This is a genomic window from Sporosarcina jiandibaonis, assembly GCF_013184495.1.
Lineage (GTDB): Bacteria > Bacillota > Bacilli > Bacillales_A > Planococcaceae > Sporosarcina > Sporosarcina jiandibaonis.
Map to the genome: position 1 here is coordinate 1,162,360 of NZ_JAAOIY010000001.1, position 24,120 is coordinate 1,186,479.

Here is a 24,120-nt window from a genome sequence, read left to right on the forward strand (position 1 = left end):
AGAAGCATTTTTTCTTCACCTGTATAATCGTTCACTTTAGATTTTTCAAATAGACTCCATACTTTTTCCACGGGGTAAAATCAAGTCTCCCGTAAAAATCCAGAAAGGTGGTCCAGTCAATTATAATGGTTTCAATTTTTCTCACTTGCAAATAAGCCATTGCCGCTTGCACGATAGCAAGTCCGTAACCTTGCTTCTGTTCCTCTGAATCGATTCCCAGCGGTCCAATACCGCCGACTGACCCTTCAAACAAAGGGCTCCAATAGACGTTTTGCGCGATGAACGGTGAATCCGCATCATTGATTCTGCAAAATCCGATGATGCGCCCCTTCTTTTTCAATACAAGAAATTCCCGGCCGTCCCCATTCTTTTCAAAATACTTGATTGCTTCATAAACCCATCTACCTGGAAAGCATCTTTCCAGAAATGAAATAAGTTCATCCTTCTCATCCCTTTTAAGCAATGAAAATTCAACCGTGTTATCTTCAGGGAGCGGGTAGCTTTTCTCTAAATGGTTAATCATGTCATAAGTATCTACCCTTTTAATAAAACCTTTTTTCTCCGCCCATTTTTGAGTTTCCTTATATTGATCCGGAATTCCAGGAAAATAGTGAAAAGGATCCCCTGCCAATTGCAACTCCTTAATGCCTCGCTTCTTTAAATCAGCTTCAGCTCGATGAAGCAACGCCGTGCCTATTCCTTTTTTACGATGCTCACTATCAACAAGCAACACTTGAATCCAGCCTCTTTTTGGATCCATGCCTACATCAATTTCCTCTTGCCACCGTTTCGCAACGACAAATCCGATAACTTCATCTGAATCATCTACCGCAATGTGAGAACTCTCATAGGAAATATTCACATCATCAAAACTGTTTTGCTTGAACAACTCTTCCCGCATCGGAAAGTCCTTTGATAATTCTTTAGCCCATAACGCAAGTAGTTCTTCCATCCGTTCAGCATGCCATGGAATTAACTTCAAATCTGTCCCCCCGCATTCTATTCTTTTCCGAATGTTTCTTTCATACGTGTCAACGGGTCATCCACCATGTCCTCGCCCCATTGGACAACTTGTCCCCCATTTAGAAGTTCCTGTTTTAATTCATCAAAATCCACATCTTGAACAGTTCGGTTATGTTTGATCGCCAATGAAGCCGCCGTACCTGCAGCCTGTCCTAAAATCATGAAAACCGGTTCCATTCGAATTGAACCATAAGCGATATGGGAACTCGATAAACAAACTGGAACTAGCAGGTTTGTACATTCATCCGCTTTAGGGCGGATAGAACGATATGAAATTTCATAAGGAGGAATCGGTACTTGAACATCGCCTTCATTCACGCATCTGCCGTCAATTACAACACGTCGACAATTATGTGAATCCATATGGAATGATGCCAATCCGATCGGATCCTCTACAAACGTCTGTTGTAGGCAGTTGTGATCTGTCATGACGTAATCCGAAATCATTCTTCTCCCTTCACGGATGTAAAGCTGATGCGGCCAATGTCCCGTGTCTTTAAATTCGTCTCTCGGCAATCCCCAAGATGCCACCTCTTTACGGATTTCCTCTGGAATACGCGCATCATTCGCCAAGAAATACAACATTCCTAATGCATAATTCACATGGTCCTGGAAAATTTCCTCGCGTCTTTCGTAACTGCCTTCGGGCCATTCATAGTTCATGCCAATATTATCTGTTGAAACCGCACCGTAATTATTCAAATCGGATTTTCCGTTCGGCAGCATCGTGTGAAGATTCATTGCATCCCACACACCTGATTTTATGTAACGAAGCAGTAACTCGAAACGCCTCGGATCATATTTAGGCGGTTTTGGAAACGGGACTAGATTGTTCTTTACTTTGGTCATGCAAATCCTGAAATTATACGCTTGTATACGATGATCCCCTTGTCCTTGATAACCTAATTCTTCTGGACTATCTCCCATTATGCCTGGCAATAAGCCGCTTTCAGGTTCGCCTTCAATTACATAAGGATCAATCCATTTCTCAAATTTATGATGTAGCGCGCCTAATTGAATGCCGTTATAAATTTCTTTGTAGGTTGCGTTGGACTCCCTTCCGACAAAAAAAGAAACCCCCGCTTTCGCCAACAAATCTCCTTCATAACTGCAATCCATGAATACTTTTCCTTTAAAACGATTCCCGTTCTCCATGGAAATTCCAGTAATTTTCAAATCATCTTTAATGACTTCACACAAATACTGATTCAAATAAACGGGTATCTCGTATTCTTTGATCCACTGGGCAAACACAAACTGTGCAGCTTTCGGTTCAAAAGTCCATTGTTTCTCTTTACCATAATAGTTTGCAATTCGTTGATAGAACTCCTTTGAAAGTCCCCCAACTGCGGCTTCCGCGCCTAAATCGGTTGCACCCAGCCCACTCGCAGTCATGCCGCCAATATGATTGCTGAACTCAACTATTGCCACGGTCGACCCCATTTTTGTTGCTTGAATAGCTGCCGTTATGCCTGCTGGTGTTCCACCGTAAATAATAATATCTTTTTCGATTAATTCCGGTGTCGACAGGTTTTTTGTCGGCTTATAATAATGTAGATTTTCAATGCTCATCGCTTCGACCTCCATTAGCCCATGCATCAGCGTATAAATTCACTGACTTTTTCAGATGGGTTAGATAAATCAACATCATTTCTTTCGAAGATACAGCACTTTTACTTGTTTCAATCGGCCATGAAGATTCAGCCCTATCCAATTCTAAAGTAGCTAAAAACGTCTCAACTTCTTCCAAATACTCCGTTATCCTTAAATCATTATCGGGCTCAGGAACTTTTTCGGGGTCAACAATCCTTGCAGGAAATAAAGGCACATTATATTTGGTATGTCGGGAAACCATATTTTCCAATTTCATGATTATGGAATGAAAAAAATCTTTATCTTCATTGAATATTGTAAAGTACTCTTCTACAATGACTTCAAACTGCTCGCCCCAGGCAATTCGGGTATAAAAATAGTTATTTAAATGATGTATCCATTTCCACGGATAATTTGCTAGAAATACAGGCGCATTCTTTTTACGGTGTATCGGAACAATCAAGTTTAAAACGCCTTCAACATTCATTGTTTTATAATCTAGTAAATCTTTTTGAATTCTCGTTAAAAGCGGCGGAAAAATTTCCGACAGCATAAAGTGATCGCTATAATACTCAAGAACCGTCAATGACCTTCCCTTTTTTCCTGTTTGCTTAATCCAGTCTTCTAATGCCTGATACGCTCTCTCTTGTATTTGTTCCCCTGAGTCAATCGAGGTTGAGTAATCCCTTCCCCAGTAGGCATACAATGCGTCTACTTGACTCGATGCTTCTGTTTCTTGGTCTCTTGCCAACATATTCCATGACAAGCCTGCATTGTAAACTATATACTCAGCCTCTACATGGGGCGCCTTGACACTTAGCGCTTCCTTTACCTTTTCTGTAAAACGGATATAATTATGTAAAAATCCATCCGCATTTTTCTCATCAATTCCCACATCTTCAGGCCATAAAGAAACTCTATTGATGACACTATTTTCTAAACAGATTTCAACGATTTTTTGAATCACTTTTTCTTGAAGAATCGTATTTTCTGCAAAGAATTTAAGTTTCTCTTCTTCCTCTAGATCTTCATTAAAATCATCTTGTTGAATTTGCTTTAGTAGATAACTGAGACTATGGCCTCCAAGCGTTACATTCACATCTCGTTTTTGCAATTCTGGCGATACATAAGATTTAATTCGATCCCATAAGAAAAATGTAAAAAAATACTCATTTTGACCATTTTTAACTCCCCAATCGATCAATGAGTTAATATAGGCGGGATCATCAATTGTTTCTAGGATATTGCCACGCCTCTCAAATAAAGGCTTATGAATATACGACCTATCTTTCTCCGACATCGTATTTTTTACTGGATGAATCGTCTCTTTCTCCAATTCAATCCAACGATAACCGAAACGCTCCCTACAGTAATAATAAACACCGTACAGTATCGATCTCGTTTCATTCCCGATAATCCACGTATCATTGTTAGCATGAACTATCGCAAAACCGTCATCATTAAGTGAAATCTCTACCCCCATGTAACTTTTGTATTCCTCAATGCCAACCAAAATAATTCTCGGATATTTCTCTTCTAGCTCCAAAAAAGAAGCACGGTCACTGATAATATTTTCAGCACCGGCTCCCCTCATTAATCTCGCTAGCTCTTCAACTGCAAAAAGTACAGTCTCGTGCGTATCCCAATAAATGATTTGATCCATAAATAACACCTTCTTTATTTAATACCTCGCTATAGGGTTCATCAACGTGTCATCGCCCTTTATACATTTATTGTTAATCTTATTGATAGCTCTGTTTTGTTTATAACTTAATTGTTTTTGCTTTCTCACTAGATTCATAAGCAACCAACGCAACTTCCAACGATTTCAACCCATCATAACCCGTCACTGAAGGTTCTCTACCCTCTTCTATACAATTGACGAAATCGCGAACCAAGCCAGAATCCATGTCACTGCCGTAAAATATGTGTTCCAAAGATTTCTTTGCATTAGAAAAAAATCGAATATGCTCGTTGAACGCGTCCACTCTGACAATCTCTTTCGTCCCTATGACTTCAATCATGACATCTCCCCATGTTGGATATTGTGCAAAACGGGACCAACTCGCGTCATGCGAGGCAATCACGCCATTTTCAAATTCCAATGTAAGGATGCCCGCATCATCAATGTCAATATCATGAAAATATGAATCTACAAAAGCTTTCACTTCGACAACTTCTTCATTTAAATACCACCGCATGATATCCACCATATGAACAGTATGATCCAATACAGCTCCGCCGCCCGATTGTTCTTTATCGATAAACCAACCACCTGGATTTTGTCCACGATTCGTTGTTCGGAACGCTACAATTTCGCCCAACTCGCCGTTATCAATCATTTGTTTCAGCTCTCTGATTGGTGAACTGAAACGCACTGGATAGGCGATTTGGAAAATCACTTCATGTTCTTTGCAAACATCGATCATTTCCTGGGCATCTTTTAGATTCGTAGCGATCGGTTTTTCACATAAAATATGTTTCTTCGCCTTCGCCGCGTTAATGACCATTTCTTTATGACGATTATTTTCACTGCAAATAATGACGGCATCGATATCCAACGCCAGAAATTCCGCTTGAACGGAGTAATGGACAGAATTAAATTGTTGGGCTGCATCCTGCCCGCGTTCCATATCTTCATCAAAAATGGCAACCAGCTCAACATTTGGCATTTTCAGCAGACTATCCGCGTAGCTATAAGCATGCATATGCGCGAAACTCATCATTCCAATTTTCATGAATGATCACCTCCGCCTAGTAATTCATTTATTTTATTCAACCGCGTTATTAACTCTAAATTAACTCTATGCGATTTTTCTAAAATCGAATTGATTGAATATCTTAGTGATGCCCCGTCAGGCTGGATTGATCTCGTTTGATCACTGTCAAATTCAAGAATGGTATTGATACCGCTCCATTCGAGTTCTATTCTATCATCGGCACCTACTGTAAATTCGACATGAGCCAACGTTCCCTCGCCAAAGTTAAGCGTCAAAATTGTATGCGCTGGAGTCAATGTTTGATCTGTGATTTTCACTTGGATATCTCGAGGTTCGCCGAATAAAGAAAAAAGAACGAATAAATCTCCGATAACCAATGATTCATAGTCATTTCTAATAATTCTCCGATACCGAAAAACGCCTTTGGAAGCTTTCCCTTTTTCAATGACTTCTTTAGCTTTTTGATAAAAGGAGTAACTTTCCAAATCAAAATACACGCGCCAGCCATTTCGTAAGATTGCGCTGTTGAACGGCATATATACTTTTGCATTCTCAGGCAAACCCGACTCCAGTTTCGTTACTGGCAATATATAGATTGCGCCTTCATTATTTGTGTCCTTGATTTCTTTCACTGATCCCACTACACTGCAATTCCCTAATGAGCTCACGTCTAGCTTTTTAATATTAGCGTATAAGAGTTTCATGCTGTATCTCCCCCACTATTTCAATAGGTTCCTTAACCGGCTAACCGCTTCTTCATTTGCCAGTTTCGCATCTTCAAAGCCTTCATATTCAATCGACAACCAACCGTCATAATTATTTTCCCTCAAACCATCAACAATATATGCGAGGTCTACTTCGCCGTCGCCAGGGATTACGCCAATCAGTTCCACCCCTTCTGTTGAACGGAAACCTTTGAATGAGTCAGCCACATTTTTTTCACGAAAGTCTTTAAAATGAACATGGACGATTTCGTTCTTTAACTGATCAAAAGCTTCTGTCGGCTTTTCATGAACAAGCAAAAAGTTTCCCGTATCAAACGTGGACTTCACATAAGGACTGTTCACTTCTTTCAGGATTTCAACTACTTGCTCGCTTCTCCCTGCGAGCAACCCGTGATTTTCAATAGCCAGATATACATGCGCTTTTTCGGCAGCTTCTGCACATGTTTTCAAACCTTCAATAATCCATGAAGCCCCATCTTCGAATGTCAGTTCACCTTTAAGGTCGCCGCAGAAAACGCGAACAATATCCGTACCCAAGATTTTCGCCATTTCAATTCCATCTAGAACCTTCTTCACTTCAGCATCACGTTCTTCACTTGTTTCTTTGACAAAATTATTGCTGATGTCGTACGCGGATACTTTTAGATCGAGAGAATCCAACGTCCTTATCACTTGTCCGGCTTCTACTTTATTATTGTCAGTCCAATACATATCAAGCAACTCCACGCCATCAACCGGGATGGTACTGGCATAGTCAATAAAATCGATAATGGACCAATTTTCTTCTTTTATCGTCGATGCAAGGCTGTACATGCTCACGCTAATATTCATAGACTCTCCCTTTCGTAAAATTTATCAGGCCACTCCAATTCAAAGCCATCTGCCCGCAATTTATCTTGAAACGTTGTCAATAACACTTTGTTTTCCCTAACTTCTCGCGGCGTTGCATTTGTTTTTATGCAGTAGACTGCAAGGGCACCGCATGCTTCTCCGATATTCCATTCCGTCGGATGAAGCCTGTAACAACCATTGGTAATATGGGTCGTGCCAATATTTTTGCAACCTGCCAATAAATTATCGATATCCTTTGGAATTAATGCGCCTAATGGGATGTGAAAAGGTAGTGCTTTGATATCCAGATATGTTCTTCCGGTCATGCTCGGGTGCAAGTCGATGCTATAGGAACCGATGCCAACCCTGTCGTCATACAATTTCCCTGTCTTTCCTTTATTAAGATCAGGCGATACATCCTGTTCAACAATTGTATATAACGCTTTTATTCTTCTGGACTCTCTTATATAAGGAGCTTTCGCCAACCCGTCTGCAGTTCCGAAAATATCCTTACGCAGTTTCAACCCGGGATATCCTTTACCTCCATCTGGCCGCGGCGCTTCTGTTTGAAGCCAATAAAGCAACGACAAGCTTAACTGCTTTGCCTTGAACTTATTTTCTTCCTTTTCCATTTCGGTTACATCATAAATATTCCCTAAAAAATAATCATTCATCGGCCAATTCATTAAGCTGACATCACCAGCATCAATTGGCAGATTAAAATTCAGGACATCTAAACTGCGCCTGTACTCCCACAGCGGAAAACCGGTTTCTTCACGGAAGAGTGTATACTCTCTTTTCTCTTTTGTAATTGGATGGGGTGCAAAAAAACTTAAATAGGCTTCAGGCCAAATATCCGGATGATAGTCTTTCCAAAATGAATATAATTTTGGTTCTGGAATCGTATGGTCCTCACCAGCCCTGTATTCCATGCCCAGCACATACGTAAATGCTTGAATGTCTTTCGGATCCGCTGTCGTTAATGCATGCGGCTCATTCGTTTCCGAGATTCCTTCGGCACCGGTTACATACGGCACTTCGACCAATGGCAAGACATCACCCGCTTCTGTTGCATCTATGAAATATAGTGCATCAGCCACACCGATAATTCCCGTTAGTTTATTTCGATAGGTTACATCTTTCACCAGGCCGCCGGTTCTATCGACAGATGTGACGATGGTGTTCAACTCAATTGTCAACTGGCCTGATAAAACATATGGCAAAAGCATTTCATTCAACACATGGACGCTAACTCTCGGGTCGTGGCAGATGTTGCTGACCAGTCCATTTCCAGGATTAAAAGCTTCAGTCTCATCCTTCACATCCATCACTCTTAAATACGTTTCACGCACTTTCTGGCGATATGTTCGATACCTTCTAGTGGAGCCAAAATCTTCAATCCATTGATGCTCATCTGGCGGAACCCCTTGCGATGTCGCTTGTCCTCCGAGCCAGTCCGTTTCTTCGGTTAACAATACGCGAAAGCCGTCGGCACATGCCGATAATGCCGCAGCGCAGCCACCCAAACCGCCACCAATGATCAAAACATCCGCATGAGTCGTTACCATTTATAGATAGACTTCCTTTCCTGTAGCAGCCGATTCATAGACCGCGTCCAGTATTTTCATCACTTGTACGCCGTCAGCTACCGGAGCAATCGTTTCCTTTCCTTCACGACAGCAGTCAACGAAGTGGTTGATCTCATTCGTGAAAGCTCCTTCAAAATCGAAGCTCAAATTATCAATTTGCGGCTCTATATTCAAAATCGCATTATTTTTTTCCGTGACGATTGCCAACTCAGGTTCAATCTCAGCACCGCCACTTTCACCGAACAATTTGACATACAATTCATCTTTCTTAGCATGAAGCGTAAAGCTGACATCGATGAATAAAGACGCCCCGTTCTCAAACCTGATCAATGCATTCGCCAAATCTTCCACATCATTTAAACTCGGGTCATAATCAGCCGCTTTATAGAAAGATAGATTCTCAATATTGCTACGGTTGCCAAGTCGATTATATGTATTGCCGCTGACTGATACTGGACGAGGTTTCCCCATCAGGTACCAACTAATATCAATCATGTGAACACCTAAATCGATGAGCGGCCCTCCCCCGGATTTCGATTTATCGCTAAACCAGCCGCCAGGATTTCCTAGTCTTCTGATGCAAGAAGCTTTCGCATAGTAAATTTCGCCAAGTTCGCCTTGATCGACGAACTGTTTCAATAATTTTGTAGTGTCCCCATGTCTTCTGACAAAGCCTACTTGCAATATTTTCCCCGACTTCTTGACAGCTTCCTCAACCGCTAAAGCTTCTGCCACAGACATACTTAAAGGCTTCTCGACCAATACATGTTTCCCAGCCTCCAAAGCAGCAATAGCAATCTCCGCATGGGTATTGTTCCAAGTGCAAATACTAATTGCATCAATCTCCTCATTTGCCAGCAAATCTTCATAATTAGCATAGAGATTATCAACACCATAGCGAGCGCCCACTTCAGCTAAACGTTCTTTATTCTTATCGCATAAGGCAATCAGTTGTGCATTAGCGTTTTGCACATACGGTTTAATATGAAACTCGGAAATTGAACCTCCTCCAATAACTCCCACTTTCAGCATGCACAAAACTCCCTTCCCTTATTTTTTATAGTTGATGATTTTGGTTAACCTATCTTTCTTCCGTTCCAACAACTCATCGTAGGCGACAGGAACATCTTTAAAATCAACTTCGTCTTTTAAAAATGGTTTTACATCAATCATTTTATTACTGATTAAACGTACATATTCCGCTAAATTCCGTCCTTCGGTCCAACGCACATATCCATAGGGATAATCGATTGACTGCTTCTCGTACACCGGATCATAGCGACCGGGACCTCCTGCGCGCGAAATAAGAATTTGCGCTTCTTTAGCAAATAATTGGTTACGCGGGAAAACGGGTTCTATATCTCCAACAATCACAACTTTTCCTTGCTTCCGAACCCATTCCAGACAATAATCGGTCAGTTCCGTCCGTTTGCCGCCCGCACACAATAAAACGGCATCCGCACCTTGATTATTCGTGCAACGTGCAAGTTCATTTTCCATTTCTGAAAGCGATGAAAACGCCCGGATTCCGTTATCGCCTGATAACATATCAACTCGATCTGATTGAATATCAAAAGCGATGACATTATAAGCCGCCGCATTGGCAATTTTCGCGATCATTTGACCGAGTACGCCTAACCCGACAATGACAACCGTTTCTCCAAAAGACAATTTAGCAATCCGCAATGCATGAATTGCAATGGCACCTATCCCTGCCAATGCACCTTCTTTTATATCCACACCAGGCGGCACTTTAGCGCATAAAGTGGTCGGAACAAGAAGTCTCTCACGATGTCCCACATAAGGAGCTCCGTAACAGGCAACTATATCTCCTTTTTGAAACCCCTTCACATTTTCCCCGCACTCCAAGACAATGCCAACCGCACTATAGCCCAACTCAAGATCCCGGCCGTCGCTCTCTTCTATCAGCCCAAGTTCTGTTCCTGGCGAGATGGCTGAATAGCTTGTTTCGATTAGTAGATTGGATTGTAGAATTATCGGTTCCGCTTGTTCAATAATCTGGATTTTTCTATCCCTGGCAATAATTGTTTTCATGCTATCTGCTCCTTATTGATTGAACCATTTTGATAAATTCTCTTTCACAAATGCATCGTCGTTTAAATGAGGGTATTCAGCATAAACACGGTCGATTTCTTCCAGTTGATTTGGACTCAGTTTTTCCCTGTCAGCTAAACACCAATTCCCTTGCAGAATTCCTTGCCTCGCTAAAACTTCATTGATGCCCGCAATACTTCCCTTAAATTGGTTACTTGCATCAAAAAACGCAGCATTGGCATCTGTGATTTCTTGCCCAAGGGTCAATAATTCAGCCGGGATGTTCCCATTTGATTTACTTTTCTTTATGTCATTAAAAATATCTACAGTAGTTTTCGTCCAGACCGACCAGTGGCCAAGCAAACCGCCCACGATTTCTTTCTCTACTTGTTTCCCGTCTATTTGAAAACGGTACGTCGTCAAAAGATCGGCAACAATATTATCGTCATTTCCGGTATAGATAGCGATTTCTTTATTCCTTTTCGAGTTGCATACCGCCCTCATTACATCGAGCGTCTGGTACCGATTAAACGGTGCTATCTTGATGCCGTAAACATTCGGAATATCAGCGAGCTCTTTCCAGAAATCATACGAGAGAACACGTCCTCCGACTGCAGGTTGTAAATAAAAACCGATAACTGGAATAATTTCTGCAACTTTTTTCGTCCGCTCTAGCAGTTCTTCTGGAGATGCATCAGCCAAGCCGCCCATGCTCAGCAATGCAAAGTCATAGCCAATCGACTTGATAAACTTCGCTTCTTTAACGGCAGCCTCAACAGGTCCGCTAATTCCGCCAATTTTTATAAATGACTCTGGAACTTGCGCATTTTTAAGTTCTTCAATTGCCAATGTCAATACTTTTTCAAAAAGATTAAACTGCGGATCGCGTATTTCAAACTGCGTAGTATGAACGCCGACCGCCACCCCGCCAACCCCTGCATCTATATAATAACGAGTAAGAGCGCGTTGCCCCGCTTCATCGAGTTTGCGATCTTCTGTCAATGCAAGAGGATGCGCCGGAATAACAGTTCCTTTGTGCAAATGTTCAAGAACAACAGAACTTACCATTTTAAAATTCTCCTTTCCGCTCTTGGAAATGAGTCGGCTTATCGTACATTTCACCATCGTTCAGGAGCCACTCAGCAGTCATGTCGATCATTTGTTGAAGTGTGACTTTTGGATAGCCAAAAAGTTGATGCGCTTTAGAAGCGTTATTCAATAAGGCGGTCTCCTCCTCTTCATTTTCAAATAACGGTGTTTTATTGAAACGTGTGCCGAATTCTTTCGCCAACCAGCGGACCGAAATTGTTTCGGGACCCGTCACGTTTAATATCTTCGGCGGTGTATCGCAGTGTAGAAGTGAACGGACTGCATACTCATTTGCATCGCCCTGCCAAATGACATTTACGCTTCCCATTGTCAAATCAATCGACCTTTCCTCAATGACATGCTTCGCGATTTCCAATAAAACACCGTATCGCATATCGATCGCATAATTTAACCGAAAAAGTAACATTGGCGTGTTGTTAGAATATGAAAAGTTCGAAAGCACTCGCTCTCTTCCCAAACAAGACTGCGCATACTCACCTATTGGACTAGGCGCAGTCTCTTCTGAACAATTGCCATTCACAACATTGGTCAGCGGATAAATATTGCCGGATGAGAAAGCAACGATTCGGGAGTTTTTAAATTTTTCAGCGATTCTTCCCGGCAGATAAGCATTCATCGCCCATGTGAAATGTTCGTTACCCGATGTTCCGAATTTGTTTCCTGCCATGAAGATTATATTCTTCACATCCGGCATGTTTTGCAGCTGCTCGTCGTCTAGTAAATCAACAACTATCGTTTCAATTCCCGAAGCTTCTAGTTCCTCTTTTAAACTTCCAGAAGAAAAACGAGAAGCGCCGATAACTTTTTTATCAAGACCAGCTAAATCGATTGCTCTCTTCGTCATTTTTGCCAAAGTAGGGCCCATTTTACCGCCGACCCCTAAGATTAAAATATCTCCGTCCAACTGTTTTAGATCGTTGACTAGCTCTTCTGATGGCCTAGTCATAAACTCCTCTAACTCCGCTAGCGTTTTCATTCCACCACTCCTCAAATAATCAATAATCCGAATATACAAAATTGACTTATAACATAAGTCTAGATACACTCTTATTAAAAGACAAGTCTTTATTAAGTCTTTTAATAGAATAGGAGGAAATTCTATGCCTGAAAAACATACAGTTAATGACAATTCGGAAATTAATATTGGAATTATTACACCCGCAGCACTTGTAAATCGCACACGGGAAACATTAAAAAACTTTCCAAATTTCAAACCGATTTTTCGTGTAATTGACAACGACACGGTTATACCTGACATCACTAAAGATTTGATGAATGACGTTGAAGTATTAATCTTCACGGAATATCATGCTTATAAAAGCGTGAAACAAGCAATTGATTTCACCATTCCGGTGCATCATATGCCGTTGATGGGTACTGGTCTTTACAGATCTTTGTCTATTATAAAAAGCGGGTATAGTTTGAACTGCTTATCTATCGATACGGTTGAAGAAAAATATGTTGAACAAATTCTAATGGAACTTAAAGAAGATAATTACGAAATTATTCTTTATAACGGGTCTTCTCTAATTGACGAAGTTGTCCAATTTCACATAGACAACCATAAGTCATTTGGAGCCATCGCGTTAACCGGCATCCAAGAAGTTGCCATTCGACTTTCTGAACTCGATATACCAAATGAGTGGGTAACACCTACTCAGCAGGACATGACTGTCTCTTTGGAAAGAGCTTTATTGGCAACGAATACGCGTAGAAATAAAGAATCCCAAATTGTATTCGGTTTGATCAATATCGATGACTTCAAAGGCGTTATTGAAAGATATTCAACTGAATATGATGTTCAATTATTAAAACTGAATATCCAACAAATGCTGCTTGATTATATAAAATTACTAGATGGCCACCTTATCAACCTAGGAGGCGAAGAATACTCATTCATCACAACACGCGGCATTTTCGAACGTGAAACTAGAGGATATAAATTTATTCCTTTGCTTCAAGAAATCAAAAATGAACTAGGAATCACGATCAGCCTCGGTGTCGGTTTTGGTCGCACTGCCGCAGAAGCAGGAAATCATGCTCGCCTCGCCCTTCGCCAATCAAAGGAATTAGGTGGTAATGTTTGTTATATTGTTCGTGAAGATCGAAGCGTACTTGGACCTGTTGATATCACAACGCATAAACAATATGAACGTTATAATTTAGCAATTACAGACCCGCACCTTTTGGATAAAGCTCAAAAAGCGGGAATGTCAGCTGCTTATATGACAAAGCTGATGGCACGCGTTTCGCGTCAAAAAAAAATCAACTACACAGCACAAGAATTGGCATCAACTCTAAACGTTACACTCAGGAGCGCCAACCGAATTCTATTAAAATGGACCGATGCAGAATTAGTAGAAATAATCGGCGAAGAAAAAGTAACGCACAAAGGAAGACCGCGCCGCATTTACCGATTGAGTTTTATAGAGGAAGAGCATCTCCTTTAAAAAATAAGGGCCGCATACCTAATCTCACGGCCCTACTTTAATCGTTTTCTTAGCTACTGCGCTCTCATTGGCCGCCTCGACGAAACGAATAATTTCCTTCGTTACATCTATAGGCACTTTTGAACATCCGGTAGTAAAAAACTCAATAATTTCCTCTACTAAACCTGCATAAAATGGTTTTTGAGCAGAATCCACTTCGAAATACTCCTTGCCACTTTCAAAGTGTATCAAAGCTCCAAAACGTGGATTTCCTTCCCTGATTCCTCTAGCTGTTCCTATCTTTCCATCGGTCCAAGCACCAATAATTACATCATGCTTCTTTTCTGCAATCGTTGTGACAGAGTGAACGCCAGGCCCCAAGATAGCGAAAAGCATCTCTGCCAAATGAATGCCGTACCAAAAATACCCGGAACCTTCATCAATCAGCTCCATCGGTCCGAAACAATCGGCTCCTATGATTCGCCCTTTATCCGTTTTAGCGAGACTTCCCTTCAGTTTCTCCGCATATCGCAATGCAGAAGAACTCATTAAAGATGTTTTGTGAGTTTTGGCCAATTGAATCATTTCCTCAGCCGTTTCAGTACTAACGCTAAATGGTTTATCGATAAAAATGGGTTTTCGAAACGAGACAATTTCGCGTAATTGTTCCAAATGCGCGGCGCCGTCCACGGATTCAAGCATGATGGCGTCGCATTGCTCCGCCAGTTCCTTAATCGTGGATACGATTTTAATGCCGAAATCATTCTTCATTTGCTCTGTGAACTTGGCGACTCTGGATTTACTTATAGCAAAGTTTTCCGAACCGCCGGGATAGGCAACAACTACTCTTCCACCGGGTACATGGTTTAATCCATTAGGGTTATTTAATAACTTAGTGAATTCGATAACATGCGAAGTATCTAAACCGATGATTCCTATTTTGATCATGCGGATGAACGTCACCCCTTTGATAAAGCGCATTTATTTCAAACCAGACATTTGAATCCCTTCTGTAAAATAACGCTGGAAGAATAGGAAAATGAGGAATGTCGGAATAAAGGATACTGCAGAACCCGCCATTTCAAAACCGAAATTCCCTTCTTTCCCGAGCATTGAAGCTAAACCGAGAGTAACCGGGAACATCTTCTCCTGCGTCAAATAAATTAAAGGTTGGAATAGATCATTCCAGTTGGAGATGAATGAAAAAGTTCCCACTGTCGCGACAACCGGTATGGAAAGAGGAAGGATGACTTTCATGAAAATTTGAATATCATTAGCTCCGTCAATATAGGCCGCTTCTTCCAAATCATTCGGGATGTTTTGAAGAAATTGTCTCACTAGGAAAACGCCCATAATTCCCCATAACTCTGGTACAGTCAATGCCCAATATGTATTAATCCATCCAAAGTCGGAAAACATGATAAATTTTGGAATGATTAAAAGTTGTTGCGGAATCATGATAACTGCCATGAACGTCCAGAAGATTGCCTCTCTTCCAGGAAATTGTTTCTTCGCGAAAATATAGCCTAAAACTGCACAAAAGATCATCTGACTCGCCACCGGAATAACCGTGACTATGATAGAGTTCAGTATCCATCTAAGGAATAAACCATCTCTCATAATATATATATAGTTTTTCAATGTTGGGTCTTCAGGTATCCAGAAAAGCGGATCCAATTGGGCAAATTCGACATCCTTAAACGACCCGAAAATCATGATGACAAAAGGCAATAAGAAACAGAATCCCAATATAAATAATGCTGTATATGATATAACTTTTTTCAACATTTAATCAGGCTCCTTTAAACAAGCATCCATATTTAATAATGCTTAGATTCTTGGCCTAGATATTTCCGCTGGATAAGCGAAATAACCAAGATAATCGCAAACAAGACATAAGAAAGTACAGCCGCATAACTCAAGTTCAGGCCAGTAAATCCTTGTTCATATAAGTAATAAACAATCGTGGTCGTCGCATAATTCGGTCCGCCACCGGTCAAAAGATAAGCAGAATCGAAAATTTGAAAAGAGCCGATTGTCGTTGTAATTGCCACATAAAAGTGAATCGGTTTTAATAACGGAAACGTGACTTTCCAAAATATTTTTATCGCTGACGCGCCGTCGATTCTTGCAGCCTCGTACAATTGCTTGTCGATTGATTGGAGTCCTGCGAAATAGTAAATCATCGTGGAGCCGCCGACTTTGAAAATACTTAACCCGGCCAATACTGCTAGTGCCTGACTAGAATTCGCTAAAAACAACTGCGGTTCAATTCCTATAAAACTAATTAGATAGTTGATCATTCCAGCTTCTGTTCCCCCGAAAAGCCAACCCCAAATTCCGGCTATGATTACGAAGGAAGTGACAACAGGAAGAAAAAATACGCCTTTAAAGAAACCAGCCATTTTAACACCCGAATTAATGATTAGCGCCAAGATTAAACCTAAAGCCATTGTAGGAATAATGTAATAAACCGAAAACATCACTGTATTCCATAATGCTTTCCAAGCTAATTTATCCGATAGGAAATGTTGCCAGTGTTTTACACCAACAAACTCCGGATCTCCTATTACTTTCCAGTCCATAAATGTTAAATAAAAACTTAATAAGAAAGGATAGATTTGAAACACAATAAAATGAATAATAACCGGGATTAAGAAGATATAAACAATCGCGTTTCGGTTCCATTCCCGTTTCACTCTTTCTCCGAATGGCAACCTAGTTTTCTTGACCTTGGAAGTAACTGCATTATTCAGTGTTAACACACCCTCTCTTGGCTAAAGTCAATGATAGAGAGTTCAATCAAGAAACGATTAAACTCTCTACGTTAACCAACTTATTAATTCCCCATCTTGCTTTCAACCGCTGCCGCAGCATCGTCAGCTGCTTGTTTCGGCGTTTTATTACCTTCCAACATTGTTTGAAGTTCAGCTTGAATCATTGGCATAATTGTCCGGCCTTCTGGGTGAATTACACCTGGAAGAGCATATTGAGTGTAGCCTGCAAGCTGCTCAAGGTATTTATTTTCGCTAAAGATATCTTTTGCAGATTCCCGAGTAGGAATATATTGAGTTACAGTGTTGAACTTCTTCTGATTGTCTGTATTTGTCACGATTTTGATGAATTCAGCGGCAGCTGCTGGGTTATCCGTATTGATTGGAGCGACGAACATTCCAGTAGTTCCGTATGTTAATTGCTCTTTGTTTTTCATCGGAGGAGCAATTACGAATTCGAAAAGATCCTGGTCCAACATACGACTTACTGAGTTTCCTGAACCTTGTACGGCTAACATTTTCCCGCCATCCCAAAGCGCATTATGTTCCATTGCTGTGATAGAATCCTCAGGAATCCAACCTTTTTCGTACATTTTATTGATAAATTCAAAGGCTTCCACACCAGCTTCATTGTTGAGCAAAACTTCGTTATCTTCTGTGACAACTTGCCCGCCGGCTTGCCATAGGAATGGATACAATGTACCGTTCATTGAACCTCCGCCTTGGAAACTTGTTGCGTAATAACCTTTTTCTTTTGCTTTCTCTGCCCATTTTTCAAACTCTTCCCATGTTGCAGGCAAGTTTTCTGGATCTTCACCGATATCTTTCACGACATCGACGTTATAAAAATAAGTGTATGCCTCTTGTAAAATAGGCAATCCATATAATTCGTCTTTCCAAGTAGTCGAGACGAGCGCAGTATCTACGAAATCTTCAATATCGAAGCCTTCTAAATATTGGTCCAAACTTAGTAACATACCAGCATCTGCATATTGAGGCATTTGGTCTGGGATTACATAAAAGACATCCGGTCCGTTATTCGCAGCCAAAGCAGTCAATACCTTCTGGTCGCGGTTCGCCCAAGGAATTTGTTCGAAATTAACTTTAACGCCAGTTGCATCTTCGTAAGAGGCGATAATCTCCTCCCACATTTTCCCTTCTACTTCTTGGTCTGCTGTGAAAGGATGCGCCCATACTGTGATTTCTCCGGACAGCTTTCCGTCATCTCCAGAAACAGGTTTCTTTTCTCCATCTGTTTTTTCATCTTTCTTTCCGTCATCGCATGCGACAAGGAGAAGCCCCACTAAGATAAACACAATCAAAAATTTAAACTTTCTCATTCAATTAACCCCTCTCTAAGTTTGCTAATTTACACTCGGCATTAATCTTCTGGCGCTTTTTCGAATGAACAGCAACACCTCTTTTGATATATTTTAGGTTTGTTGAAAACGCTATCATCAGTAACTTTTGGACACTTACGAGTATCAGACTTTTGAAAGTTTAGAAGTCTACTTCTAAGTTCCTCTCGGAAATCTGAAATAACTAAATTGTCCGATGACTCAATTTTAGGTTACATTATTCCTCAACAAGAGACAAGTCTATTAAGTGTCTTTAATTGGAGTTATTGTTAAAAAAAATCGGTTTATTAACTTTATTTTCAGGAAATTATTGCTTTCTTCCGAAGCACTATCTTATAGTTAGTAGGTAGAAGGGGAGGCGGAATATGCATGAATTGGGAGAGCTTTAACAAAATTGCTCATAAGATGATTGAACTTATTTACATAAATATTCTTTGGATACTATTCACGATTTCGGGGTTTGTTATTTTCGGACTTTTCCCAGCCACTGTCGCTATGTTTACGATTGTACGTAAAAGAATAATTGGTGAAGATAGCATTAAAATTTTCAACACATTTTGGGATACATATCGTACTGAGTTCGTAAAGACAAATGGTTTTGCAATCATTTTTTACTTAGTTACCTATTTTTTATATTACGATTTAAAATTCTTGCAGTTGAACCATGGCAAATTCCAATTTTTATATCCTGTCCTAATTTTGATATTTTTCACAAGCCTAGTCACTCTATTATTTTTCTTTCCTGTGTATGTTCATTTCAAATTGAAGTTCTTTCAATATTTTAAGCAGGCATTTTTAATCGCACTAGCATCTCCATTCGAAGTCATTGGGATTGCAGTAAGCGCAGTTTCTATTTACATAGTTGTCAGCATTTTCCCTGGCATGATTCCGTTGTTTACTGGGAGCATATTCGCGTTTATTGCGACGAGTTTATGCTTTAGAGCGTTTTCGCGAATTGCTAGCCGTCAAATGACTATAAATAAATGAATAGGCGATCAATAGGAAAGGAAGTTATAGTATCTTAATTAAGAAACCGAGTACGTAAAATGTTCAGTACTCGGTAAATTTTATATGAAGCTATGTGAATTAGCATTTGATAATATACCAAATACTTTTCCGTGTATTACTTATCCCATGCCGGGAGCATTTTATTTAACTTCTTGTCTGCTCGGTAACCTAGTACATACTCCGCCTGCATGACTGTGTGAATTTCTCGCGTTCCTTCATAAATAACAGGCGCTTTGGAGTTGCGCAAATAACGTTCGACTGGATACTCATCGGAATAGCCATACGCTCCGTGGATTTGTACAGCATCATCTGCCGCTTGGTTGGCAAAATCGCATGCCTGCCACTTTGCGAGTGAAGTTTCTCTCGTATTTCGCTTACCTTCATTTTTCAACACGCCTGCACGGTAGACGAGTAAACGACTCATTTGAAAACCCGCCTCCATATTCGCAATCATTTGCCCGACAAGCTGATGCCTTCCGATTTCTTTTCCAAAAGTTTTCCGTTCATGACAATAGCTAATACTTGCTTCCATACAGGCCATGATTTGGCCGACAGCCCCTGCCGCAACCGTGAAACGACCATTATCCAAAGCGGACATTGCAATTTTAAACCCTTCGCCTTCTTCGCCTAGCAAGTTTTCTTTCGGAACTTTTACATCTTCAAAGAACAACTCTCCCGTGTTTCCTGCACGAATTCCTAACTTCCCTTTCGTTGCGACGGAAGAAAATCCTTCCCACGTTCTCTCTACAATGAACGCAGATATGCCTTTATGTTTTTCTGACCGGTCCCCAGTATAAGCAAACACGAGGAAATGATCCGCAACGTCACAAAGCGAGATCCATGTTTTCTGTCCATTTAATAAATAATGATCTCCATTTTTCACAGCTGTCGTTTGAAGCGCGGCCACGTCAGATCCAGCTGCAGGTTCTGTTAATCCGAAAGCCCCAATTTTCTCCCCTTTTGCTTGAGGAACCAAATACTTTTGTTTCTGCTCTTCATTCCCCCATTGCAATAGCGTCAAGCTGTTTAATCCGATATGAACGGAAACCGCGGTACGAAAAGCAGTATCCCCTCTTTCCAACTCCTCGCAAACAATCGCTAATGAGTTGTAATCCATCCCGATGCCGCCATACTCTTCCGGAATACAAACCCCCATTAAACCCAAATTTGCCAGTTTCGAATAAATGGCCGGATCAGATTTCCCCGCGCGATCCCATTGGCCAATATGCGGCATGATTTCCTTGTCAACAAAACTTCTTACTGTGCTCCGCAACATTTCCTGTTCCTCTGTGAATGAAAAATTCATCTTCAAATCGCCCCTTTATTATCATTAGTAATTTTCAGCTGATCCATAATTTCAATTTGGTGCTCCCCATGATTTGGGCATGGAATATTACGCTCACGACATTTTCCCTGCCAATACGCGGTCGGTTTAGTAGCAAAACTATGTTGAAGCTTCGGAATTAATTCATCACAAATGTTTAACTCTTTCTGGATTTGTTTTAAAACGATTTTCTTGCGCAAATTTCGGCTTATCAAGGACATTGCATAACCTTTAAACTGACTGGCATTTCCCGCGGAAATTACTATTTCACCGTCCGACGTTGATGGTCAATGTTTCATAGATACTTTGTGCCGTCATTCCGGAAGGAAGCCGCGCGTGACCAGCGATAAAGACCGTGTTCAAGATGATTCAAATCCTTTCTCACATATTCATTTAATAATACCACGGATTTTTAACAACAATTAGTATATTCCAACAAAACTCTCAAAGAAATAAAAAAAATCCACTGAGAGTTAATACTCAATGGACATCCATATATGAAGCGCTTACATTAATTCAATTGTTTAAGTTCATGAATTTTACTAATATGATAGTCAATATTGTTTTTTATTTTCTCCTTCATTTTACAATCTAAACAATCTTGAAACGAGGTGGTATTACTGTTGTACTTAAAGGTGTGCCAATAGAGCGCAAGCTTTTTATACATGTTTATCACCACCCCTCCCCTAGAAATGATAGTTTGTTTTATAAAACCTGGGGACATATGAAATTATGTTCTTATACAGCAGAGTAATTGTTGTGATCATTATCGAATAAGTCAGGTATATCTTGACAGTCGACCGTGGTTAAATAACCCTCAGATTTCATTTTAGTAACGAACATCAATAACTCATGTTTCATTTTTTTCAATTCCATGCTATTCGTCTCATTTACATAAGAATCTTGCATCTGTTTCATCGCCATAAGCTTACCTCCCTCGAATTAATGATATAATATAATTAATTAATGTATTTAAGTTGAAAGTCTCCCGAACTTTAGTAGCATCACGGCGAACAGGATCACGTCTCACTAATTCATCCATAGAAACTTGTTCTATTCTGCGCATGTCAAAACCCCTTTTCTCTTGCTATACTAAAGATACCACGCGAACGTATGGTTTTAAACATGTTCAAGTTGGGACATTTTTTCTGAAATAGTGTATTATTTAGCTATATTGAAAGAAAGTTTCTTATATCAAAATACACATGACATTTTAGTGATTATGAACTATAATAATATGAAAGAGGGGATCCACCTATGTAAAGTAGGCCATTTGATAAGGGCTGAAAGAATTAGACAAAAAATGAAACAGGTCGTTTTGGCACGGGGAATCTGTACCCCTTCTTATTTATCAAAGATAGAACGCAACCAAATTGCACCCAGCGAGGAAATAGCTACACTACTGTTTAATAAACTGAAGATGGATATCGATACGATTCAAGAAAAGGATTATGAATCTGAGCCTGAAATTGAAGCGTTTTTAAATGATACTTATAAAAAGGTTTTAACAGTACGCAATGATGAATTTAGAAAACAAAAATTAGCGGAATTAGAATCAAGGAACCTTTTATTTGAAAACGACTCGCATCATTATTCTTTCCAACTAATCCTCTTGCGCTTACGGCTTATTCTTGGTATTGATTTGGTAGCAAGAAAGAAAGAGATTGATAATTTATCAAAACTTAGTTCAAATTTTAACCCTCGCCATATATATATGTTTAATGTTGCAAAAGCTATTTATTACTACTCCGTTAAAAACAGAAAGCAAGCAATTGAATATTTAGAAGAAGTTTTGCATACTGTTGATGATATTTCATTGGAAGTTTGGGAAAAAGCGGAACTGAATTATATGATTGGATTAATATACACTGCTGATAATCGCATATTTATTGCGATAGAACACATTAGAAAAGCGCTGGGATTCTTTCAAGAGAACTTTTTAATGAACAGAGTTTTAGAGTGTTATGTGCTTATCGGAGTTACCCAAAAGAGAAGTGAGCAATTTGAAGAGGCTTTCGAATCCTATTATAAAGCAAAACAGCTATGTGACGAATTTAATTTGGATAGCGAAAAAGGATTAGTATACCATAACTTAGGTTCTCTATACGGTACAATGGGAAAAAGTAAAGAAGCAATAAATTTTTTAATGAAAGCAATAAAAATAAAAAAAGATACAAGAAGCCAGTTAATCTCAATATTAGGTATAGTAATTGAGTATTCAAAGATAAAAGATAAATCATCAGTGAATCAATGGTGTGAAAAAGGGATTTCATTATATATTCAATTAAAAGATGAGAGTTTAATTTCTTATTATCATCATTTTAATTTTTTCAAATCACTTCATAGTAAGTCGGGTTTATCGGAAGAAATTGCCGTAGCGGCAATAGAACACTTCAAAAAAATTCAGGACCATCAATATATCAATAAATATAGTATTGCGCTAGCTGAATGGTATTTTAACAATAGGAAATATAAACTATCATCTATTCTTTATAATGAAGCGAATAGATATGGTTATATTTATAGAAAAAATCAGAAATGGGAGGACTTATGATGAAAAAAGTATTATCAATTCTCTTTATTTTAGCAATTCTAGGTGGATCAACTGTTGCAAATAAAACATCGGCATATTACGATGAAATGCCCAGATTAACAAAAGCGTCCGTTGTACAAGTTTACAATGTTAATCACCTAGACTAATTCTCAAATAATAAAAGGGGCTGTTTAATAAGTCCCCAAAATAAAACAGGTGGAGAAAAATGAAACAATTTTCTCCACCTGTTTTTGTATCTTTTGGGTTAGGACCTGATAACAGCTGGCGAATGCCTGCTACCTTCAGGAGATTGTGTGCCAAAGCCACAATTCCAAATTCGGTGTGGACCTTCTCCAAGCCCCGCAGTAGAAATCTGCGGAACGACCAATTGCCTTTTATGTGGTCGAACACGCTTTCTACCTCGATTTTTCGTCTAACGTAGATAGCTGCTTTCTCCTCACGCTCAAGGGTTGTTTTAACTTTTTGCTTTTTGCTTTCAGTTCTTCAAATATCGTATTCCAATGAACCTGACGATTACCTTTAACTTTTGTACAGAGTTCCTTTAATGGGCAACCTGAACAGTCTTCACTTTCGTAAATCTTATAGCTTTGTACAAAACCGGAGGGATTCTTCTAATTTTGATACCTTTTAAAAGTGACCTTCTGTCCGTTCGGACAGATGAATAGATCAACCTCTTATTGATATGACCAGTTCTTTACGTTCTTAAGGTCATTTTTGTATTTTCGTGTCTCTTCCTTTACGTATGTCCCGTAAGGAATCAATAAATCGAAACGCGGCTCCTTTTCCTCACCGATTGCATATAGATAGTTATCCTCGCTACCATAACCCGCATCCGCAATTACCCGACCGAAAACAGAATCTTTCAATTTAGAACTGAAAAAACTAAATAATTAACTTTATTTTTCGACAAAAGTTTTGGTTTTTTAACATCTGTGGATAAGGTTGGTAACATTTTACCGCTACTCTTTCGTGCTTTTGTACATATTATAAACAAACAATCCACAAGATATCCCCCGCCCCCTGTGGA

At 39.8% G+C, this 24,120-nt stretch carries 21 protein-coding genes and 3 pseudogenes; 4 read left to right on the forward strand and 20 right to left on the reverse strand.

Annotated elements, in window-relative coordinates; genetic code table 11:
• Positions 1-31: 31 nt before the first annotated feature.
• From G8782_RS05965 to G8782_RS06015, 11 genes are all read right to left on the reverse strand, one after another.
• Positions 32-982 carry a GNAT family N-acetyltransferase gene (locus G8782_RS05965; protein ID WP_216667764.1) on the reverse strand — a complete coding sequence of 317 codons (951 nt, stop codon included), beginning with the start codon at positions 980-982 and terminating at the stop codon, positions 32-34.
• A gap of 17 nt (positions 983-999) precedes the next feature.
• On the reverse strand, positions 1,000-2,595 hold the full coding sequence (locus G8782_RS05970; RefSeq protein WP_172369956.1) for an FAD-dependent oxidoreductase: 1,596 nt from the start codon (positions 2,593-2,595) through the stop codon (positions 1,000-1,002).
• Positions 2,585-4,279: an alpha-glucuronidase family glycosyl hydrolase gene (locus G8782_RS05975; protein WP_172369957.1), complete on the reverse strand. Its 1,695-nt coding sequence runs from the start codon at positions 4,277-4,279 to the stop codon at positions 2,585-2,587. Before G8782_RS05975 ends, G8782_RS05970 begins: the two co-directional genes overlap by 11 nt.
• Positions 4,280-4,379: 100 nt before the next feature.
• Positions 4,380-5,354 carry a Gfo/Idh/MocA family protein gene (locus tag G8782_RS05980; protein WP_172369958.1) on the reverse strand — a complete coding sequence of 325 codons (975 nt, stop codon included), beginning with the start codon at positions 5,352-5,354 and terminating at the stop codon, positions 4,380-4,382.
• Complete coding sequence (locus G8782_RS05985; protein WP_172369959.1) at positions 5,351-6,040, reverse strand: hypothetical protein; 690 nt, start codon at positions 6,038-6,040, stop codon at positions 5,351-5,353. Before G8782_RS05985 ends, G8782_RS05980 begins: the two co-directional genes overlap by 4 nt.
• A 15-nt stretch (positions 6,041-6,055) precedes the next feature.
• Positions 6,056-6,892: a sugar phosphate isomerase/epimerase family protein gene (locus tag G8782_RS05990; protein WP_172369960.1), complete on the reverse strand. Its 837-nt coding sequence runs from the start codon at positions 6,890-6,892 to the stop codon at positions 6,056-6,058.
• Complete coding sequence (locus G8782_RS05995) at positions 6,889-8,460, reverse strand: FAD-dependent oxidoreductase (protein WP_172369961.1); 1,572 nt, start codon at positions 8,458-8,460, stop codon at positions 6,889-6,891. Before G8782_RS05995 ends, G8782_RS05990 begins: the two co-directional genes overlap by 4 nt.
• Positions 8,461-9,513, reverse strand: coding sequence for a Gfo/Idh/MocA family protein (locus tag G8782_RS06000; RefSeq protein WP_172369962.1), 1,053 nt, complete (start codon positions 9,511-9,513; stop codon positions 8,461-8,463). It lies immediately after the preceding gene.
• Positions 9,514-9,531: 18 nt separating this feature from the next.
• On the reverse strand, positions 9,532-10,536 hold the full coding sequence (locus G8782_RS06005) for a zinc-dependent alcohol dehydrogenase (RefSeq protein ID WP_172369963.1): 1,005 nt from the start codon (positions 10,534-10,536) through the stop codon (positions 9,532-9,534).
• 12 nt (positions 10,537-10,548) lie between these two features.
• Positions 10,549-11,604, reverse strand: a complete 1,056-nt coding sequence (locus G8782_RS06010) for a dihydrodipicolinate synthase family protein (RefSeq protein ID WP_172369964.1) — start codon at positions 11,602-11,604, stop codon at positions 10,549-10,551.
• 1 nt (position 11,605) lies between these two features.
• Positions 11,606-12,622: an NAD-dependent epimerase/dehydratase family protein gene (locus G8782_RS06015; protein WP_172369965.1), complete on the reverse strand. Its 1,017-nt coding sequence runs from the start codon at positions 12,620-12,622 to the stop codon at positions 11,606-11,608.
• A 124-nt stretch (positions 12,623-12,746) separates the two neighbouring features.
• Here G8782_RS06015 and G8782_RS06020 point away from each other — a divergent pair, with 124 nt between their 5' ends.
• Positions 12,747-14,096, forward strand: a complete 1,350-nt coding sequence (locus G8782_RS06020) for a GTP cyclohydrolase IIa (RefSeq protein WP_172369966.1) — start codon at positions 12,747-12,749, stop codon at positions 14,094-14,096.
• Positions 14,097-14,120: 24 nt separating this feature from the next.
• On the opposite strand, the gene G8782_RS06025 is transcribed toward G8782_RS06020, so the two are convergent.
• From G8782_RS06025 to G8782_RS06040, 4 genes are all read right to left on the reverse strand, one after another.
• The gene (locus G8782_RS06025; RefSeq protein ID WP_172369967.1) at positions 14,121-15,056 is read right to left on the reverse strand and encodes a Gfo/Idh/MocA family protein; all 936 of its coding nucleotides are present in this window, start codon (positions 15,054-15,056) and stop codon (positions 14,121-14,123) included.
• On the reverse strand, positions 15,057-15,860 hold the full coding sequence (locus tag G8782_RS06030; protein WP_216667800.1) for a carbohydrate ABC transporter permease: 804 nt from the start codon (positions 15,858-15,860) through the stop codon (positions 15,057-15,059).
• Positions 15,861-15,895: 35 nt separating this feature from the next.
• Positions 15,896-16,831: a carbohydrate ABC transporter permease gene (locus G8782_RS06035; protein ID WP_172370241.1), complete on the reverse strand. Its 936-nt coding sequence runs from the start codon at positions 16,829-16,831 to the stop codon at positions 15,896-15,898.
• Between the two features lie 83 nt (positions 16,832-16,914).
• Positions 16,915-18,189, reverse strand: coding sequence for a sugar ABC transporter substrate-binding protein (locus tag G8782_RS06040; RefSeq protein ID WP_172369969.1), 1,275 nt, complete (start codon positions 18,187-18,189; stop codon positions 16,915-16,917).
• Positions 18,190-18,576: 387 nt separating this feature from the next.
• Between G8782_RS06040 and G8782_RS06045 the strand changes: the two genes are divergently transcribed.
• Positions 18,577-19,194: a YesL family protein gene (locus G8782_RS06045; protein WP_172369970.1), complete on the forward strand. Its 618-nt coding sequence runs from the start codon at positions 18,577-18,579 to the stop codon at positions 19,192-19,194.
• 136 nt (positions 19,195-19,330) lie between these two features.
• On the opposite strand, the gene G8782_RS06050 is transcribed toward G8782_RS06045, so the two are convergent.
• The 3 genes and pseudogenes from G8782_RS06050 to G8782_RS06055 form a co-directional block, all read right to left on the reverse strand.
• A complete protein-coding gene (locus G8782_RS06050) occupies positions 19,331-20,521 on the reverse strand; it encodes an acyl-CoA dehydrogenase family protein (protein ID WP_172369971.1) in 1,191 nt (396 codons plus the stop codon).
• A 300-nt stretch (positions 20,522-20,821) separates the two neighbouring features.
• Positions 20,822-20,902, reverse strand: a pseudogene (locus tag G8782_RS18755) (DUF3870 domain-containing protein); the annotation flags it as partial.
• A 375-nt stretch (positions 20,903-21,277) separates the two neighbouring features.
• A complete protein-coding gene (locus G8782_RS06055) occupies positions 21,278-21,463 on the reverse strand; it encodes a hypothetical protein (RefSeq protein ID WP_172369972.1) in 186 nt (61 codons plus the stop codon).
• Positions 21,464-21,776: 313 nt separating this feature from the next.
• On the opposite strand from G8782_RS06055, the gene G8782_RS06060 reads away from it, so the two are divergent.
• Together G8782_RS06060 and G8782_RS06065 are read left to right on the forward strand one after the other, a co-directional pair.
• The gene (locus G8782_RS06060) at positions 21,777-23,093 is read left to right on the forward strand and encodes a tetratricopeptide repeat protein (protein ID WP_281357895.1); all 1,317 of its coding nucleotides are present in this window, start codon (positions 21,777-21,779) and stop codon (positions 23,091-23,093) included.
• Positions 23,090-23,239 carry a hypothetical protein gene (locus G8782_RS06065; protein WP_172369974.1) on the forward strand — a complete coding sequence of 50 codons (150 nt, stop codon included), beginning with the start codon at positions 23,090-23,092 and terminating at the stop codon, positions 23,237-23,239. Before G8782_RS06060 ends, G8782_RS06065 begins: the two co-directional genes overlap by 4 nt.
• Here G8782_RS06065 and G8782_RS18760 read toward each other — a convergent pair.
• Positions 23,223-23,549, reverse strand: a pseudogene (locus G8782_RS18760) (transposase); the annotation flags it as partial. The gene G8782_RS06065 and the pseudogene G8782_RS18760 sit on opposite strands and share 17 nt — an antisense overlap.
• Positions 23,489-23,683, reverse strand: a pseudogene (locus tag G8782_RS18765) (transposase); the annotation flags it as partial. The pseudogenes G8782_RS18765 and G8782_RS18760, both read right to left, overlap by 61 nt.
• Positions 23,684-24,120: the final 437 nt, after the last annotated feature.